The following is a 16042-nucleotide window of genomic DNA, read 5'->3' on the forward strand; positions in this document are numbered from 1 at the left end:
AATCACAGTAAAAAGCCGATTTTTACGAACTCTACTAATTCCTGTAGCGCCGATCGTGATTGGCAGTGGGGGCAGGTTCTAAAACCTGCCCGGTTAGGTTTCTCAAAACCTATAGGTTTTGAGAAACCTATAGGTTTTGAGAAACCTCGCAATGTCGGGTCTGAGGACCCGACATCACACTAAAACATCATCGCAACCAACGACGCGAAGAGTTGCGTCTCTACTGTCCGTACAACGCTTTTCCGGCTGCTTCGTACTTATCCCCCACCGACCATTGCGGGCGCGTGGCCCGGTTGGCGATCAGGCGGGCTGCGTAGGCATACGCCTGACAGAACTTCAGCGTATATCCAAAATCCAGCGATTCGGGATTGTCGATGGCCTGGTGGTAATATTTCTGAATGGCCTCATCGAAGGATTTAAAACCGGGAGAGAACGTAGGGGCGGGAATACCTTTGGCGGCAAAACTTACGTTGTCCGACCGATCAAATAAGCCCTGCTCGGGTGCCGGTTCGGCAAATATACCAAGGCCAAACGCTTTAGCCGCTGTTTCGATTTCTGATTTAGCCCCCGTTCGTTCCAGCCCAATTACCGATACGATGGTGGTATCATTATAGCCTGCGCCATCAATATTCATGTCGAAAATCGTCTGTTTCAAGGGTACGAGCGGATGGTCGGCATAATAACGACTGCCCAGCAAACCTACTTCCTCACCCGTCAGCGCAACCACCAGCACCGACCGCTTGGGACGTTGCTGCGACAATGCCTTGGCCGCTTCTAAAATAGCCACAGTGCCCATGGCGTTATCCCGCGCCCCGTTAAAAATACTGTCGCCGGGCTGGTAGGGCGTGCCACTCTGTTTACCCACGCCGATGTGGTCGAAGTGGGCGGACAGAATTACGTATTCATCTTTAAGGGTAGCGTCGGTTCCTTCAATAATACCCGCCACATTGGCCGAGGTCGTCATGGTACGCGGGCGGCCGGATGTACGGATGGTAACGGTTTGGCCTGCTTCTTTGAGTTGTTTGTACTGGTTGTTGGCGTTGTTGACCCACAGATGCGTGACGGGTGCAGATCCTTCCGGCAGACTAGCAACGGACAACTGTTCGCGGTTGAAATACTGATTGACAAAGCCCCAGGGAATGGATTCACTATACAGTTCGATCAGGGCGGTAGCGCCTTTTTCGGAGGCCAGTTTACGCTTGGCAGCCGCAGCACTGAAGATTTCACGGGGACCTTTGGCATCGGGCGACCCACCCTGCGCCACCAGAATCCGGCCTTTTACATCGCGCCCTTTATAACCATCGTCACCGTCTGTCAGGCCGTACCCAACGTAAACTACCTCCCCCGAAAGCGTTGTTGGACCGCCTGCCATCACCACCAGTTCTTTGCCCAGATGCAGCGTATCTTTACCGATGAGCATGGTGCCGCTGCTGGCCGCTTTAACGCGCTCGAAGCTGATGGGTTGAAAATAATCCGGCTTATTATCTACAGTACCCGCCGGTTTGAGACCCAGTTGCCGAAACTGCTCGGCAATGTAGCGGGCTGCTACCCGGTTGCCCTGCTCACCCGTTCGGCGACCTTCCAGCTCGTCGGATGCCAGAAACCGCATATGCGCTTCGACCTCAGCCCGCGACAGGCTGAACTCGGGAAGTTTGGTTGTTGGCGTCGTAACCACCGAACGCGAAGGGGCCGCTTTGGCGGGTCGGTTCTGCGCCTGTACCGACGCTGTTGTAAGCGCCAGAGCGGCCAGTAAATTAAGAATAGAGGATGATTGCATGATGAACGGGTTGACGGCGTAAAAGTACAAAAAACCACAACGGCTTGCCGACCTTCCGGCCATCTCAGCGAATTTCAGTAGTTTCGCGGTTCATTTTAGCCCTTTATGCCACCTCGCTTCGCTACGACAAATCCTGAAAAAACGTATCTGCTCATTGCTGCTGGGTTGCTTTTGCTGTACGTTTTGCCGTATGTATGGCTCGGCGAAGGTGCCCATTTAACCGTTCACGATAACCTGGACAGCGATTTTCTCTATCTGTACCTGCTAAAAATTACGAATACGGCTTTCGACTTCGACCTCAGCACGGTCATTCCAACGATGATGAGCAGCGGCCCCCATGCTGCTACCTCCTTTAGTGGCATTCCCCGGTCGGCCTTCCGAACGGGGCTGAATTTTGAAGTCCTCTCATTTTATCTGGCAGCACCTTACACCGCGCACGTCATCAATTTTGTTGCGGTTCACGGCATTGGTTTCCTGGGCATGTACCTATTGCTCAGAAAGTACGTATTGCCCGAAGCCCACTGGGCACTGGCTCGGGTAGGGGTTGCTTTTCTATTTGCGCTGGTGCCCTGTTACATCGTTCATGGAGCCTCGGTAACGGGACAGCCGTTGTTGTTGTTTGCGTTTCTGAATCTGTTGAACCGGCAGGGGCACTGGAGCAACTGGCTCATTATCGTCCTGTTTCCCTTTTATTCTTTTTTCGTTTGGGCGGGTCTGTTCATCTGCGTGGCACTGGGCCTTCTGGGTATGCTGGTCATGTTTCGGGATAAGCAGATAAACTGGGATTACTTTAGTGGATTATTTCTGCTTTCACTTCTGTATTTAGCCAGCGAATGGGAGTTGATCTACGGCTTCGTCAATGAGACGTATATATCCCATCGGGTTGAGTTCAACTATGGTCAACTGCGGTCCATACGGCTTAATAACAGCTGGCACCGAGCCAAGAATTTATTCCTGTGGCCGATGTTCAACACGGGTGCTTTTTTAACACGGGGTATTTTTGCGGTAGCGCTAGCGGGGGCCTATCAGGCGTTACGGAAACGGGAGTTCCGGTCGGCAAAGTGGTTGCTTGGCTTACCGCTTCTGGCACTGCTCATCTGCCTGATTCATGCGTTTTACCATTACCTGGTCATCTGGCTGGGCGATAGTCCGCTGGGCATGAGGTTTCGGGTGTTTCAGTTCGACCGGTTTTATTTTCTGCTACCAACACTCTGGTTTATTCTACTGGCTATGGCGTTGCGCCAGTTCGAGGCCAATGGGCGATGGGTGAAGTTCTTCCTGGCGGCCCAGTTCATAACCATGATCGTGGCCAACACAGAGTGGAAAATTAACGTGGGTAAAATGACGGGCTACGTTACCGAAGCCGAACATCCCTCCTTCCGGGCTTTCTTCGCCGAAAAGCAGTTCGCACAACTTCGCACATACATCGCTAAGCCACAATCCGATTACCGGGTAATTTGTCTCGGTATGCACCCGTCGGTGGCGCAGTTCAATGGATTCTATACGCTGGACAGTTATCAGAACAATTACCCCCTTCCCTACAAGCACGCTTTCCGAAAAATCATTGCTGCGGAACTGGCCAAAGGCACCCCCAAAATGCGCGCTTATTACGACGCCTATGCCTGCCGGGCTTACCTCTACACGGCAGAGCTGGGCCTGAATTACCTGTTCGGCAAAACGCAGCAACCGCATCTGAAGCATTTACAGATCGACACGAACGCCCTGATGGCGTTGGGTGGTGAGTACGTAATTTCGGCAGTACCGATCGACAATGCGGCCGAAAACCGGCTTCATCTGGAAAGCATTTTTACGAATACAGAGAGTTACTGGAAGGTGTGGTTGTATAAAGTTACGAATGGAGCGGAGCAACGGAAATACACGCTGACGTTACCCCTTGGCCCTTCCCATTTGTCCCTGAGCCCGTTCGATTATCCCAATCTGTTACCAAACTCCCCATCGGACTGCCAATAGCCCCATTTACGAGCCGGGTGTTTACAAGCGTCCTACATTTGCCCCTGTCGAATGTAACGCCAACACACTTTTATGAAAACCACCGCTCACTATTTCATTATCACCCTTTTACTGCTTGTTTTTAAACCGGTCAGCGCCCAGGACCTGACGACCTACCTACGTCGGAACAGCCTGTCTTTCGATACGGCCCAAGCCAGCTCCTTCCGGCTTTTCGACTCGGCCTTTTACCAGAATGATGTTTTCTTACTCGGCGAAATTCACGGATTCGCAGCTACTCAGGGCATCGACTTAGCCTTGCTCAAACACCTGAACAAACGGGTAGGACTGCGCTATTATCTGGCCGAAATGGATTGTGGTCAGGCGGCTTTGTTGAATACGTATCTTGACACAGGCAACCGGATTTTGCTGGATTCACTTTTTCAGTGTTTCCTCAAGCAAACACGGGCGGGCTCGTCGCAATGGGGGAATCAGCAGTTTTACGATAAACTGGTCTCTATTCGAGCCTATAACCAAACGTTACCAACAAACGCCCGTATTCAATTTCTGGGTGTCAACTGGTTTCAGAGTAATGGACAACTCGCCATTCCAATGCTGAAACAGATCGTTGCCCATCGCCCAACAACACCCCACATGCTTCTCGATAGTCTGCGCCTGCTGGTTGTTCAGGATAGCCTTTTAAGTCTGAATAAACTCTTCCCATTTGCCAACCGAATCAATGCCGACTACCTGGCTCACAAAGAGCAGTACAAGGCCGTTTTTGGCAATCGCCTGTTGGAGTTCAGGCAGTTTTTTCAGACGTTCTCCTGCGCTAACAAGAAAATGTCGCGCGATGAAATTGCGGTTTACATGACCCAATTCCTAGTTGACGAACTTGGTCTCATGCACGAAAAATTATACGGTCTTTGGGGAACAACGCATATTTTACAGGCCGGTGTAAATAACCAGCCGACGTTTTCCGGCTTACTCAAAAGCACCGGTCGGCGGGTCATTACGATCAATACATTTTATAAAGACAGCGAAGCGCTAATTCATCGGGATGCCGTCCCCTTTGTGTTCCGCAAAAAAGGGCAGGAATTCGTGCATATGAAGTACCTTAATTCCGATGGCCCTGTCTTCAAAATAGATGGATTTTCGGATCTGGAGCCGGTTTGCGCGCCCAATACAACGACGCTTATCCGGCTCAACGGGCCAAATTCACCCTATCTAAGAAAAGTACATCTGGTAAAAATGAGTGGTATAACCGGTAGCAAAATCACCCCAAACGATCCAGAGCATAACGTAACCACCGATTTCTTTCAGTACGCTTTCGTCATTAGGAACTCGCCCGCCGTCGAACTCTGGTCAGCGCCTTTATGACCCTAACCGGGCCCTCCTTCGACAAGTAGATACGTTGCCCCCGGTGCCTTGTTCCATAAAACCAGTTTGGTTTAGTGCCGGTAAACCAGCCGGTGCATTTGACCCTTTGCCAGCATGTCTACGATTCCGCAAGATCGCCGAACCTTTCTCAAAACCGCTGCGGCCAGCCTGCCGTTTGTTGCTTCTACAGAAACGTCATCGCTATTGGATTCGGCGGGGCCGAAAAAAGGCAAGGTGAATCCCATTCGGCTAAGCTGTAACCTGTATTCGTTCAACGAGCCGCTGATGAGCGGGCAGATGACCCTCGAACAGGTGCTGGCGTTCTGCGCCGATCTTGGTTTCGATGCCGTCGACCCAACCGGGTACTATTTCCCTAACTACCCGGCGTTGCCAGATGACAATTACGTGTATCAGATCAAGCGAAAAGCCTTCCGACTGGGTCTCGACATCAGCGGCACCGGCGTACGCAATGACTTCACCCTGCCCGACACCAGCCGCCGAAAAGCAGAAATCGAGTTAGTGAAAAAATGGACAGAGGTAGCCGCCCGCCTGGGTGCGCCGGTAATCCGTATCTTTTCGGGTACGGGAAAAGAATTGCCAACGGGCTATAATCGGGATGAAGTCACTACGCGGGTTGTCGATGCCATTCGGGAATGTACGGACTATGCGGCCAGGCAGGGCGTCATGATCGTACTACAGAATCACGCCGATTTCATCGAAACAGCCGACCATGTTCTGGACATCGTGCGCCGGGTCAACTCCGACTGGCTGGCCGTCAACCTGGACATTGGCAGCTTCAAAATTGGCGACCCCTATGCCCAAATCGCACGTGTGGCACCCTATGCCGCCACCTGGCAACTTAAGGAAAACCTGTTTGTCAACGGAAAGGAAGTCGAAACCGACCTCAGCAAAATCATGCGTATCGTACACGATTCCGGCTATCGGGGGTATCTCCCCATCGAGACGCTTGGCAAGGGCGACCCGCGCCAGAAAGTGCCGGTATTCTATGAAAGAGTAAAAAAAGCCCTGACGACCATAGCAGGTTAGAGCGTATCCTTATCGCCGTTTGTAGTGCTGCCGGGCAAACCGCATAAAGGTGTCGGCCAGACCTTCACTTACGCCCTGTAGCTGAATGGAATACAAGTCCCGCTGAATGGAGAGGTTCTGCACATCCAGAATTTTGAGGCTCCCTGCCTGGAGTTCATGCTGCACGGCAAAGACAGACACAAACGCCATGCAGCGCGAACTGCCGAGGTAAGACTTGATACTTTCGGTATTGCCCAAGTGCATGTCGATGGTCAGATCGGTGAGTTTCAGACCCACGCCCCGCAACGCATGTTCAACGACCTCCAGCGAACCGGAGCCCCGTTCGCGAAGCACAATCGGTATTTGTCGGAGTTCGTCCAGTGTGATCTCATCCCGATCGGCCAGCGGGTGATCGGCGCGGCAGATGAGCACGAGTTCGTCTTTCACAAAGGAGGTGTAGCGGATATCGCTGTGGTGCGTCCGGCCTTCAACCAGCCCCAGGTCGATGTTGTTGTTGAGCAGCAACTGCTCGATCTGTTCCGTATTCCCCGACACCAGCGAGATCGCCACATCGGCCGACTGCTCCCGAAAGCGGGCCAGCACTGGTGGAATCACGTACTGCGCCACGGTTGTACTGGCCCCCACCCGCAACGTCCCGCCGGATTCACCTTTGAGGGCGTTCATGTCGAACTCAAGCTGGCGGTAGGTAGCCATAATGGTTTCGGCATGACGAAGCAGCACATTACCGGCAGCAGTCAGGCTGATCTGATTCCCGCGCCTATCGAAGAGGGCGGTACCAAACTGGTGTTCGAGTTCCTGAATATGCTTGGTTACGGCGGGCTGCGTCACGTACAGTTCCGCAGCCGCTTTAGTAAAACTAAGCCGTTTGGCAACGGTGTAGAAAACGTTGAGACGAAAGTCGAGCATGGCTATTGGGCGTTGAATAACAGAGTAAGCCAGCTTACGAAGCGAAGGCAGAGGTCGGCATCTGTCGTCAAAACTCGTTTAGAGACCGCAACACCAAATGACATTTCGGGTTTTTCCTGCCAGGCCAGCCAGGTTCTAATGAACGCTTTAGGCCGGTGAACATCCGTAAACAGTTGCAAATTCTTTCTCTGTAAAGAATCAAGAGCAAAATCCACTTCGGGTTGCAGTTTGTCTTCTTCGTAAATTAACTGACGGATAAAGTTTTCAATAATGCCCTGTTCCTGATTATCGGGCATCATCCAAAGACCAAACCGGGGCAGTATATCATTACCCGAAAGAATAAGCCCGTTAGGAAATAAATCGGGGAGGTTTTCATAGCCAGCATCTGTTAAGATCTGCCGAATACGCTGCCAGCGTCCAACTGCGCTGATGTCAGCATCAACGATAAGGCCAAGAATGTTGTCAGGAGAAGTTGCTCTTATAGTAACGGGCAAACTTCTTAACAAGGCATAAATACCTTTCTCGTCTGGTTTCAAGCCAGCCTCGTCCTTTTTTTTGAATGGCTCAATGGTAAGTTTACCGACTTTGTTCGGTGTTTGTCTGAGCAACTCTTCGATAAAATATTTATCAAAAGTACCCTCAACTAACAGTAATTTATCTGGCATGGATTAGCGTAAGTCAAGGTAATCGGTTTCGGTAGCGATCTCAACATCTTGTGTACTGAACAGCACTGCCGAAATTTCGCCTTTTACATTCCTAAGCTTAATAAGTTGAGCGTCATTATATTCTGGCTTTACCTTAGCTACCTCACCAAAAGCCTTGATTGTATCATTACTATGCGTTGTAGCAAACACCTGTATATTCAGCCGCTCAGCGAGGTAGAAAATGATTTCCCAAAGTTTTTCCTGAACGGAATAATGCAGACCATTTTCGAATTCGTCGATGAGCAGGTAAGCTCCTTCACAATTGACCATTGCGAGAATAATCGAAAATACGCGGCTCACTCCATCACCCATACTTGAGAGGTTTCTGATTCCTCTATGGGTAAGCTTTATAATAATTTTACTATTCTCAATTAAACTAAACCGTTCAGTTTGGGGCTCAATAATTTTTAGAGCATTAACAATTATGTCTTCTTTATCTGACAAGGCAATTTTACTATATAATGCCTCCACTGAGTTTTGACTTTGATTCTTTGAGTCTACATACTGAAATTGATCAAGTGCTCCATTAGGCATTTGAATTGTTGGCTCGTTGAAAAGACGGTCACTATTAAGCGAATAGATACTTTGGGTTAAATAATTTCGCCAAAAATGTATTTCATACCTAAATTCTCGCGACCCGATATCTTCCTCTTTCTCCGCTGTGACATACTCAATGATTTCTCTTCCAGAGCCATCGTTTCGTAGTGTTTGGTATGCCTTTCGAAAACTTATAGCCAATGACTTCGGATTGTGCTGATCTTTAATACGTTGTTCACCTATATAAATATCTGAACCTTGATTATTCGACGAAAAATATTTCGGAATGTAATCAGTATATAAAGAACTTAGCGATGCAAGATTATTTTCAGACGTTACTTTCTCACCCGTTAATACCTCTCGTATCCTATTCGTATAATACTCACCTCGACGCTGTAATAAAGATTTTATCGTTATACTTTCATTATATAAGGAAGCATAAATAGCCACCGCTTCCAGCACCGACGTCTTTCCCGTATTGTTTTTCCCGACCAGCAGATTCACCCGGCCTAGCTTTTCGATGGTCAGGTGGCGGAGGTTGCGGTAGTTCTGGATTTCGAGCGAACGTAACATGACAGCTTTTTTTAAACGTAGGCCAAAATACGCGTTTATACGGGCATTAACCAAAATTGCCCGTTACTGACAGGGTCAATAACGGGCAATTGAGTATGACAACACCAGCCCGTTACAGACGACCGGGCTATTGAGACTTACAGCATATCTACTTTTACCAGGTTATCGTCCGAGACGCGGTCGATCAACTTGTTGTACGGATCGATACCGGCTTTGACGGGTTTGCCTTTTACAGTTACCTCGATCACATGTTCGCCGGGGGTTAGGCTGCGTTTCTGAAGCAGGAGCGGCACTTTGGTGGTCAGGCCATCCTTGTTCTTGCCATCGTCGGTGAGCACGGCAATATCAGTAATAACGGGGCCTTTTCCTTTGCTGATTTCTTTACCCGCTTTGTCGTAGTATTCCGTAGCCGTTCGAACGTGCAATGTAACGCGGTACAGCCCCTTACCAATCGATTTAGCTTCGGCTTTGGTAATGCGGTTATCGTAGAGCGTGAGTTTTTCGAAGTTGTCCGTCAGCCAGGGTTTGAGCGAATCGGGGGTGGCGGCTTTCAGGAAACTGTACCATTCGAGGGAGGTTGTAAAGGGCGCTTTCTGCCGGAAACGGGCCGCTTTCATGTAGTCGTTCATGGCCTTGTTCACCCGGTCTTCGCCAATGTAATCCTGCAAGGCGTACATCAGCATCGACCCCTTCTGGTACCAGACATACGCACGGGTATCGTTATCGAGCATGTTGGCTTCGAACTTATCTTCATTGGATCGCCCGCGCAGATACCTGTCCAAGCTATATTTCAGGAACTTCGGCATGGCATCGGCCCCGTACCGCTGCTTCAGCACCATCAGGGCTGAATATTCGGCCATAGTTTCGGAAATCTGGTTGGCTCCGCGTGTCCGGCTGGGCATGATCTGGTGGCCCCACCACTGGTGCGCCACTTCGTGCGCCGTCACGTAAAACGCGTAGTCGGTTTTATTGGGATCGCGGAAGTCGCCCACCCAGCCAAACTCCTCCGAGTACGGAACCGTGGTGGGGAACGACTGCGCAAAAGAGGCATAGCGGGGAAACTCCAGCACCCGAAGCACCGGGTAAGGATAGGGTGCAAAGTTTTTGGCATAGTACGTCAGCGACGCCTTCATGCTGGCCATAAACCGGTCGATGTTTTTGTCGTGTCCGGGATGGTGGTACACTTCCAGCGCGACGGTTTGCCCATCGGCACCGGTCCATTTATCCCGTTTCACGTCGTATTTGGCCGAACACATGCTGAAGAAAAAGTCGGAGAAACTGGGAAGTTTATACTGGAAGTATTTCCGGGGCTTTCCGTCGGCATCCGTCTTTGTCCAGGTTTTCAGCAGTTCGCCGGGCATGATGGCCGTTTGGTCGGGCGTGGTCGAGATGGTGCCTTCGAAGGTAACCCAGTCGGCATCGTCGGTAAACAGGAAATCGCGCAGGCCAGCCGGGTCAGTTTGCGCGGGTGCGGTCCATTCTTTTATGGGCAGGCCGTATTTCTTCCGGTATTTATCGCTGCTTAACTCCCCACTCTCATTGTAGCCGAAGCCCGGAAATATGCCCACGTTGAAGAACGTACCGTTGGCTACCACATCCCGACTGTCGCCACCGTTGGTAAAGCCGATGTACTGGCCCAGCATGTCCATATCCAGCCGGGCGGTATCGCCGGGGTTCAGCCGTTTCGGTAAGCGATAGATATAATACCCGTTTTCGGTGTCGTTCAGAATCCGATTCGGCGCTTTTCCATCCACCAGCAGTTTCGTTAGTTGCCGATGAAAGTTATCCGTCGGGATGGTCAGGTGCAGGGAGTCGATAGGCCGATCACCTTTGTTGACCATCATAAATTTACCTACGGCCACGGCCTTAAACTCATCCGGATAGATATCGACGTTCACTTTGGCACTGGTGATTTTTGGTTGCAGGACGTTGGCGTATTTTCGGTACGTTTTTTCGAATGACGCCTGCAGTTCGCGTTGTTCATCGATGGAATAGTAGCGATTCTTCACGCTGACATTCGTATAAATCCAGGCGCCCATGCTGACAAATGCCAGCAGCAGCACCGCAAACAACGCCATTGAGCCGCGCCCCATCCGCTGCCGGGCCAGTTGCCAGCGGGCGTTGAAACTCGTATCGGCTCCCCGGTTCCAGAACCACAAGGCCAGCACCAGCAAGATGCCCCCAAACGCGTACCAGTACAACCGGAAAGATGCGATACTGGCCAGATAATGCCCAAATCCGTTCATATCCGAAATCTGAACGCCCCCACCCGAAAACGGAATCGCCAGCTTGTAATTGAAATCGGCGAACTGCGGTACCGCCCAGATAACGATATAAACCGCCAACGTCACGATGTGCCCCACAAACTTCTGATTGACCATCGTATGCACGAAGAACGATAGCATGACCAGCTGAAAATACTGCGTAAAAGCAATACCCAGCAGGTCGCGGAAGTAGAGCGAAAACTCGTAATTAAAGTACCCTTTTACGGTCTGGTTCAGTATACCCGACAGCAGAATGAGTCCGCAAAGCAACAAACAGATGTAGGTCATCGACAGCAGTTTGGCTCCGTAGTTCATCCAGTCGGGTACGGGCAGTGCATCGGCAATGGTATCGTAGTGAACGACCTTATCCCGGTGAACCACTTCGCCCGTGTAGAAGATGAGCACGATGAGCACGAAGAAAAAGAACGTGCCGTTGCGGGCTTCGAGCATGACGTAGGTCGTTGGCAGCGAGGGCGTTCCATAGGTTTCGATACCAAACCAGCCGTCGAGAAACAGGAATAGCACGGCCCCGAGCAGGATAGCGATAAAATACGGGTCGCGGATGATGTTCACGAACTCGATGCGTGCCTGCCGGATCATCTGCCGGATATAGGTGCTGGTCTGGAAAACAGGCGTAGTCACGGGCAGACTTGCCAGCGATGGAACGCCTTTACCCGCCACATCGTCTTTCTGTGCTTTCCCCAGTTTAACGGCCAGAAAACGGGAGAAGTCGAAACGGAACAGGGTCACGAAAAAGACGAGCAGCGCCACGCCGAACCAGATGAGCCGGTTAGTCAGCAAATCGCCTTCCAGCGGAGCCAGCAACACATTCTGCTCCACCGGCGACCAGTATTTGGTGGCGGCATCATACGCAAAAGACCCGAAGGGGTCGAGGAGGTTGACCAGTTGTTTGTTCTCTATATCCTGCGACAGTGTTGACCCCAGCAAATAGGCGATAAAGAGCAGAATACTGCCCGCATAGGTCGCAAATACCTGCCGCGAGAAGGCTACGAGACCAAAAAAGATACTACCCACCAGAAACATGTTCGGCACGACGAACAGCAGGAATGGGTAGGCATAATCGCGGAAACGAATCGGGCCGAAGCGTTCGGTATTGTCGGCCAGGTTAAAGATCGGCCCGAGCAGCGACCCGATCACGATACCCAGCATCCCGACGGCCATAATGCCGAGCAGCACTACAAAGGAGCCCATGTAACGGCCCAGGACGTAGCCTTTTTCGGTAATGGGAAAGGTAAAGAAGTAATTTTTCGTGTTGTGCTCGATGTCGCGGTAGACCGGCACGCCCATTACGGCGGAGGCCACCAACATTCCGATAATGGTCATGACGACCACAAACTGGCTGATGGCGTAGGGTGAGTTGATGTTCGTTTTCTCCGACGCGGGTCCGGTGCCGTAAATGACGAAGAGAAACGTGAACAGAAACAGGATTAGGGCATACAGGTACGTAGCGGGCCGCTTGAGCCGGTAAGCCAGTTCGAATTTGAAGATTGCGGGGAACATGTCTTTTTAAGGAGTTAGGAGCGAGGAGTTAGAAGTTAGGAGCCATCCGGCGGTGAGAAGAGAGGGGTTGTCTCTTCGGCATCTAACGCTGGTTATTTATAGTCGTGTAATAGGCGTTTAGCATACGTGCTATTTCTTCCAGATCAGTTTGAAGAGCCTTAGTATCAGCGTACTCCAGGTCACCAGCCAGAATCAGATAATAGAGCGACTCGTCCAGCGATCCCTGCGCCGTATTTAAAAATTTGGCCTTATCCGGAATGGTGCGTTTACGGTAGCCTTCAGCAATATTTCCAGGCACTGATACGGCACTACGCCTGAGCTGGGAAGTCAATCCGAACAGTTCCTCTTTTGGAAACTGCTTTGTTAACTTGTATATATCCAGAACAAATCGGTGCGATTTTTGCCAAACGACCAGCTCTTTAAAATGCTTTGTTTTTTCCATTTACCTACAAGTTCTAAAGGTGGTTAATACGTAGTTACCTGACATAAAAGTGAAAGACTATCACTCCACTCCTACCTCCTCGCTCCTAACTCCCAACTCCTAAACAGTAACCACTTCCATCTTTTCGGTAATCTTGGCGAAGTAGACATCTTCCAGATCGGGCGTGACGGGGTCGAAGCCGGATAACGGCAGATCACTATACGCATGTAGCCGGGTTTTGCCGCCTTTCAACTGAGTGGAGATGACCCGGTGGCTCTGGCGGTAGGTTTCGATCTCGGATTTCTCCACGAACGTCTGCCAGATTTTGCCGTTCAGGTCACGGACCAGATCGTTGGGATTCCCGGCGGCAACCACTTCGCCGAGGCAGATAATGGCCATATCGGAACACAGGTTCGTGACATCTTCCACGATGTGCGTCGACAGGATTACGATGGTATTTTCACCAATTTCCGACAGCAGGTTGTGAAAGCGGTTGCGCTCGGCGGGGTCCAGTCCGGCGGTGGGTTCATCGACAATGATGAGCCGGGGATTACCGACCAGGGCCTGGGCAATACCGAAACGCTGTTTCATACCACCCGAAAACGTGCCGAGATTCTTCTTGCGCACCTGATACAGGTTCACTTTTTGCAGCAGCCCTTCTACAATAGCTTTACGTTCGCGGCCGTTGGCAATCCCTTTCAGCGTGGCAATATGGTCGAGCATGGTTTCGGCCGTAACGCGCGGATATACGCCGAACTCCTGCGGCAGATAGCCCAATACCCGGCGCACGTCATCTTTTTGGGTCAGTACATTCAGGTCTTCACCCGCCAGGCCCGTTAGCCGGACAGACCCGCTGTCGGCTTCCTGTAAGGTCGCGATGGTACGCATCAAACTCGATTTACCGGCACCGTTCGGGCCCAGCAAGCCGAACATGCCTTGCGAGATAGTCAGGTTAACGCCTTTCAAAGCCCGAACCCCGTTGGAATATGTTTTGGTAAGATCTTTAATTTCGAGTTGCATATAGAAGATGGACTAACTGTTTGGCATAAAGGAATAATGGACAAATAAGTTAAAAGCAATCGAAAGCCAAAACCAAACTTGTGCAGATGGTTGATATTATTTACAAAAGGCATAAAAAAAGCTCCACTATGCGTAGAGCCATTTTCTGTGCGGATGTGCTGGTTGTACTTACGTACCTACGGGTTTCAACCCGTAAGTTTCGCCAGCTTATAAAAGTAGACTAGATTACGGGTTGAAACCCGTAGGTACGTATAACTTAAACAGGGGATTTACCGACCGATAATCTTAACTAAAGCACCACGCGTTATGCGATCATCTGCTTTAAGGCCATTGAGAACACCTAACTCCTCTACCCGACTGGCAGGGGCCCCCAAGGCGGTCACCACATCCCGGAATGAACCGTCGCGCGGAGCTGCTTTGACAAAAACCCGTTCCGGTTTCCGATTGAGCTTATCTGAATCGGTAAGCGACCTAAAATTTCCGGCCACCTGCTTAAAGGTGCCGAAAGCATTGTTAAAGTCGGCCCCGCTGGACAACCCGTGCAGCGCATAAACGGCGTTGTTGTACTGAATTAGCCAGGTACCGATCTGGAGGGCCGTTTTGGGGTCCTGCTGTTGCTGCGGCTGGCCCTGCTGTTGCTGTTGTTGCTGCTGACGGGAGATAAGCACGTAAGCCGGGTTGCCATTGATGGTCGTTTTACTGTTCTCAAGCACATTCAAACTTAACTCTTTCACCAGATTCTGAGCCGCTTCGTCCAGCGATTTTCCATTCGCCAGCATCAGGATCATGGCTGATTTTCCGTCCTTTGCGGCCATTTGAAACTGGCTCGGCGAGTTCTGCGACTGCCAGCCACTCGGTACCGGAAACTGAAACCGTAGCTCGGGATGGTAAAACTGCCCATTCTCGACAAAGCCCTGCTTCGGATCTTCTCCATACATAATCCCGTCGATTAGCCGTAGGTACTGATCACGATCTACCTGATACGTAGCCGGATTTTTGACTTGATAGTCTTTTGCCAATTCGTGAACCCGCGTATAGCGGTTGCCGGGGTCAGGGTGAGTCGACATGAACTGCGGCACGGCCTGTCCCGAACTCTCCGAAATGCGTTTCAGTGTGTTAAAGAAATCAGCCATCTGGTTAGCGTCGTAGCCAATCTTGCTGGAGTATTCAACGCCAAGCTTATCGGACTCCGACTCATGGTCGCGGCTGTACTTAAGGGATAACAGGCCCAGCCCCTGCTGAAGGGCTTCCATATTCTGACCAACGACCTGAGGAGCCAGAACAGCCCCGCCAATAAGGGCAAGGGTACTCAGCAACTGGCTCTTCTGCGAACGGGCGGCATGCTTGGCCGTAATGTGGCCAATTTCATGTCCCAATACCCCGGCAAATTCGGCTTCATTGTTGAAGTGCGCCAGGATACCCCGCGTAAAATAAACATACCCGCCCGGCACTGCAAAGGCATTAACAATGGGCGAATCAACAATGTAGAACTGGTAAGGCAAATCGGGCCGGTGCGAAATCCGGGCCATGGCTTTACCCTTCTCGTTCATAAACGCCTGAAGGCTCTTGTTTTCATACAGCCCCATCGTTGCCACAACCGAGGGGTGGGATTCTTTACCAAGAGCAATCTCCTGCTCGGTCGACATCAGGCTTATTTCGCGCTTTCCGGTAACGGGATTCCGTGCACAGCCCGAAGCTGTGAGTAATGCAATGAGAAGGTAAAAACGATACGATAAAGATAACGAATTCATTCGTAGTGAAATTTAGGTGAAGATGGTCTACCAATTCAAACAGTAATACTATGCGAATTGATAGTATACTTCCCATAAACTACGAAGAGGGTCTGGTTTGTTTTAATGCACACGCTGGCGCGGGTATTTACCCGTGCCTTTTAATAAGGTCAGTATTCACTGACGCCAGCGAACCGGGACGTCGGACCGGCTTG

At 50.8% G+C, this 16042-nt stretch carries 11 protein-coding genes; 3 read left to right on the top strand and 8 right to left on the bottom strand.

The window, feature by feature from the left end; genetic code table 11:
* Positions 1–220: 220 nt before the first annotated feature.
* A complete protein-coding gene (locus tag CRO74_RS21740) occupies positions 221–1777 on the bottom strand; it encodes a M20/M25/M40 family metallo-hydrolase (protein WP_097128896.1) in 1557 nt (518 codons plus the stop codon).
* Positions 1778–1882: 105 nt separating this feature from the next.
* Between CRO74_RS21740 and CRO74_RS21745 the strand changes: the two genes are divergently transcribed.
* From CRO74_RS21745 to CRO74_RS21755, 3 genes are all read left to right on the top strand, one after another.
* Positions 1883–3748 (top strand): DUF6044 family protein, encoded by a 1866-nt coding sequence (locus tag CRO74_RS21745; protein WP_245877942.1) that lies wholly within the window; start codon positions 1883–1885, stop codon positions 3746–3748.
* A 72-nt stretch (positions 3749–3820) separates the two neighbouring features.
* Positions 3821–5104, top strand: coding sequence for a TraB/GumN family protein (locus tag CRO74_RS21750; RefSeq protein WP_097128899.1), 1284 nt, complete (start codon positions 3821–3823; stop codon positions 5102–5104).
* Between the two features lie 114 nt (positions 5105–5218).
* Positions 5219–6151, top strand: coding sequence for a sugar phosphate isomerase/epimerase family protein (locus CRO74_RS21755; RefSeq protein ID WP_097128901.1), 933 nt, complete (start codon positions 5219–5221; stop codon positions 6149–6151).
* A 9-nt stretch (positions 6152–6160) separates the two neighbouring features.
* Here the strand turns inward: CRO74_RS21755 and CRO74_RS21760 are convergent, their stop codons facing one another.
* The 7 genes from CRO74_RS21760 to CRO74_RS21790 all read right to left on the bottom strand — a co-directional run bounded on the left by CRO74_RS21760 (position 6161) and on the right by CRO74_RS21790 (position 15848).
* Positions 6161–7057: a LysR family transcriptional regulator gene (locus CRO74_RS21760; protein ID WP_097128902.1), complete on the bottom strand. Its 897-nt coding sequence runs from the start codon at positions 7055–7057 to the stop codon at positions 6161–6163.
* A gap of 2 nt (positions 7058–7059) precedes the next feature.
* A complete protein-coding gene (locus CRO74_RS21765; RefSeq protein ID WP_097128904.1) occupies positions 7060–7722 on the bottom strand; it encodes a DUF3226 domain-containing protein in 663 nt (220 codons plus the stop codon).
* A 3-nt stretch (positions 7723–7725) separates the two neighbouring features.
* Positions 7726–8871 carry an AAA family ATPase gene (locus CRO74_RS21770; protein WP_097128906.1) on the bottom strand — a complete coding sequence of 382 codons (1146 nt, stop codon included), beginning with the start codon at positions 8869–8871 and terminating at the stop codon, positions 7726–7728.
* Positions 8872–9008: 137 nt separating this feature from the next.
* On the bottom strand, positions 9009–12656 hold the full coding sequence (locus CRO74_RS21775; protein WP_097128908.1) for a M1 family aminopeptidase: 3648 nt from the start codon (positions 12654–12656) through the stop codon (positions 9009–9011).
* 82 nt (positions 12657–12738) lie between these two features.
* Complete coding sequence (locus tag CRO74_RS21780) at positions 12739–13098, bottom strand: four helix bundle protein (RefSeq protein ID WP_097128910.1); 360 nt, start codon at positions 13096–13098, stop codon at positions 12739–12741.
* Between the two features lie 99 nt (positions 13099–13197).
* The gene (locus tag CRO74_RS21785) at positions 13198–14097 is read right to left on the bottom strand and encodes an ABC transporter ATP-binding protein (protein ID WP_097128911.1); all 900 of its coding nucleotides are present in this window, start codon (positions 14095–14097) and stop codon (positions 13198–13200) included.
* 269 nt (positions 14098–14366) lie between these two features.
* Positions 14367–15848, bottom strand: a complete 1482-nt coding sequence (locus CRO74_RS21790; protein WP_097128913.1) for a M48 family metalloprotease — start codon at positions 15846–15848, stop codon at positions 14367–14369.
* Positions 15849–16042 lie beyond the last annotated feature (194 nt).

The sequence above is a fragment of the Spirosoma fluviale genome (genome assembly GCF_900230225.1).
In the GTDB taxonomy this organism is placed as follows: domain Bacteria; phylum Bacteroidota; class Bacteroidia; order Cytophagales; family Spirosomataceae; genus Spirosoma; species Spirosoma fluviale.

Coding starts and splice junctions, on each gene's coding strand:
- CRO74_RS21740 (WP_097128896.1), bottom strand. CDS start 1,777: ATGCAATCATCCTCTATTCTTAATTTACTGGCCGCTCTGGCGCTTACA.
- CRO74_RS21745 (WP_245877942.1), top strand. CDS start 1,883: ATGCCACCTCGCTTCGCTACGACAAATCCTGAAAAAACGTATCTGCTC.
- CRO74_RS21750 (WP_097128899.1), top strand. CDS start 3,821: ATGAAAACCACCGCTCACTATTTCATTATCACCCTTTTACTGCTTGTT.
- CRO74_RS21755 (WP_097128901.1), top strand. CDS start 5,219: ATGTCTACGATTCCGCAAGATCGCCGAACCTTTCTCAAAACCGCTGCG.
- CRO74_RS21760 (WP_097128902.1), bottom strand. CDS start 7,057: ATGCTCGACTTTCGTCTCAACGTTTTCTACACCGTTGCCAAACGGCTT.
- CRO74_RS21765 (WP_097128904.1), bottom strand. CDS start 7,722: ATGCCAGATAAATTACTGTTAGTTGAGGGTACTTTTGATAAATATTTT.
- CRO74_RS21770 (WP_097128906.1), bottom strand. CDS start 8,871: ATGTTACGTTCGCTCGAAATCCAGAACTACCGCAACCTCCGCCACCTG.
- CRO74_RS21775 (WP_097128908.1), bottom strand. CDS start 12,656: ATGTTCCCCGCAATCTTCAAATTCGAACTGGCTTACCGGCTCAAGCGG.
- CRO74_RS21780 (WP_097128910.1), bottom strand. CDS start 13,098: ATGGAAAAAACAAAGCATTTTAAAGAGCTGGTCGTTTGGCAAAAATCG.
- CRO74_RS21785 (WP_097128911.1), bottom strand. CDS start 14,097: ATGCAACTCGAAATTAAAGATCTTACCAAAACATATTCCAACGGGGTT.
- CRO74_RS21790 (WP_097128913.1), bottom strand. CDS start 15,848: ATGAATTCGTTATCTTTATCGTATCGTTTTTACCTTCTCATTGCATTA.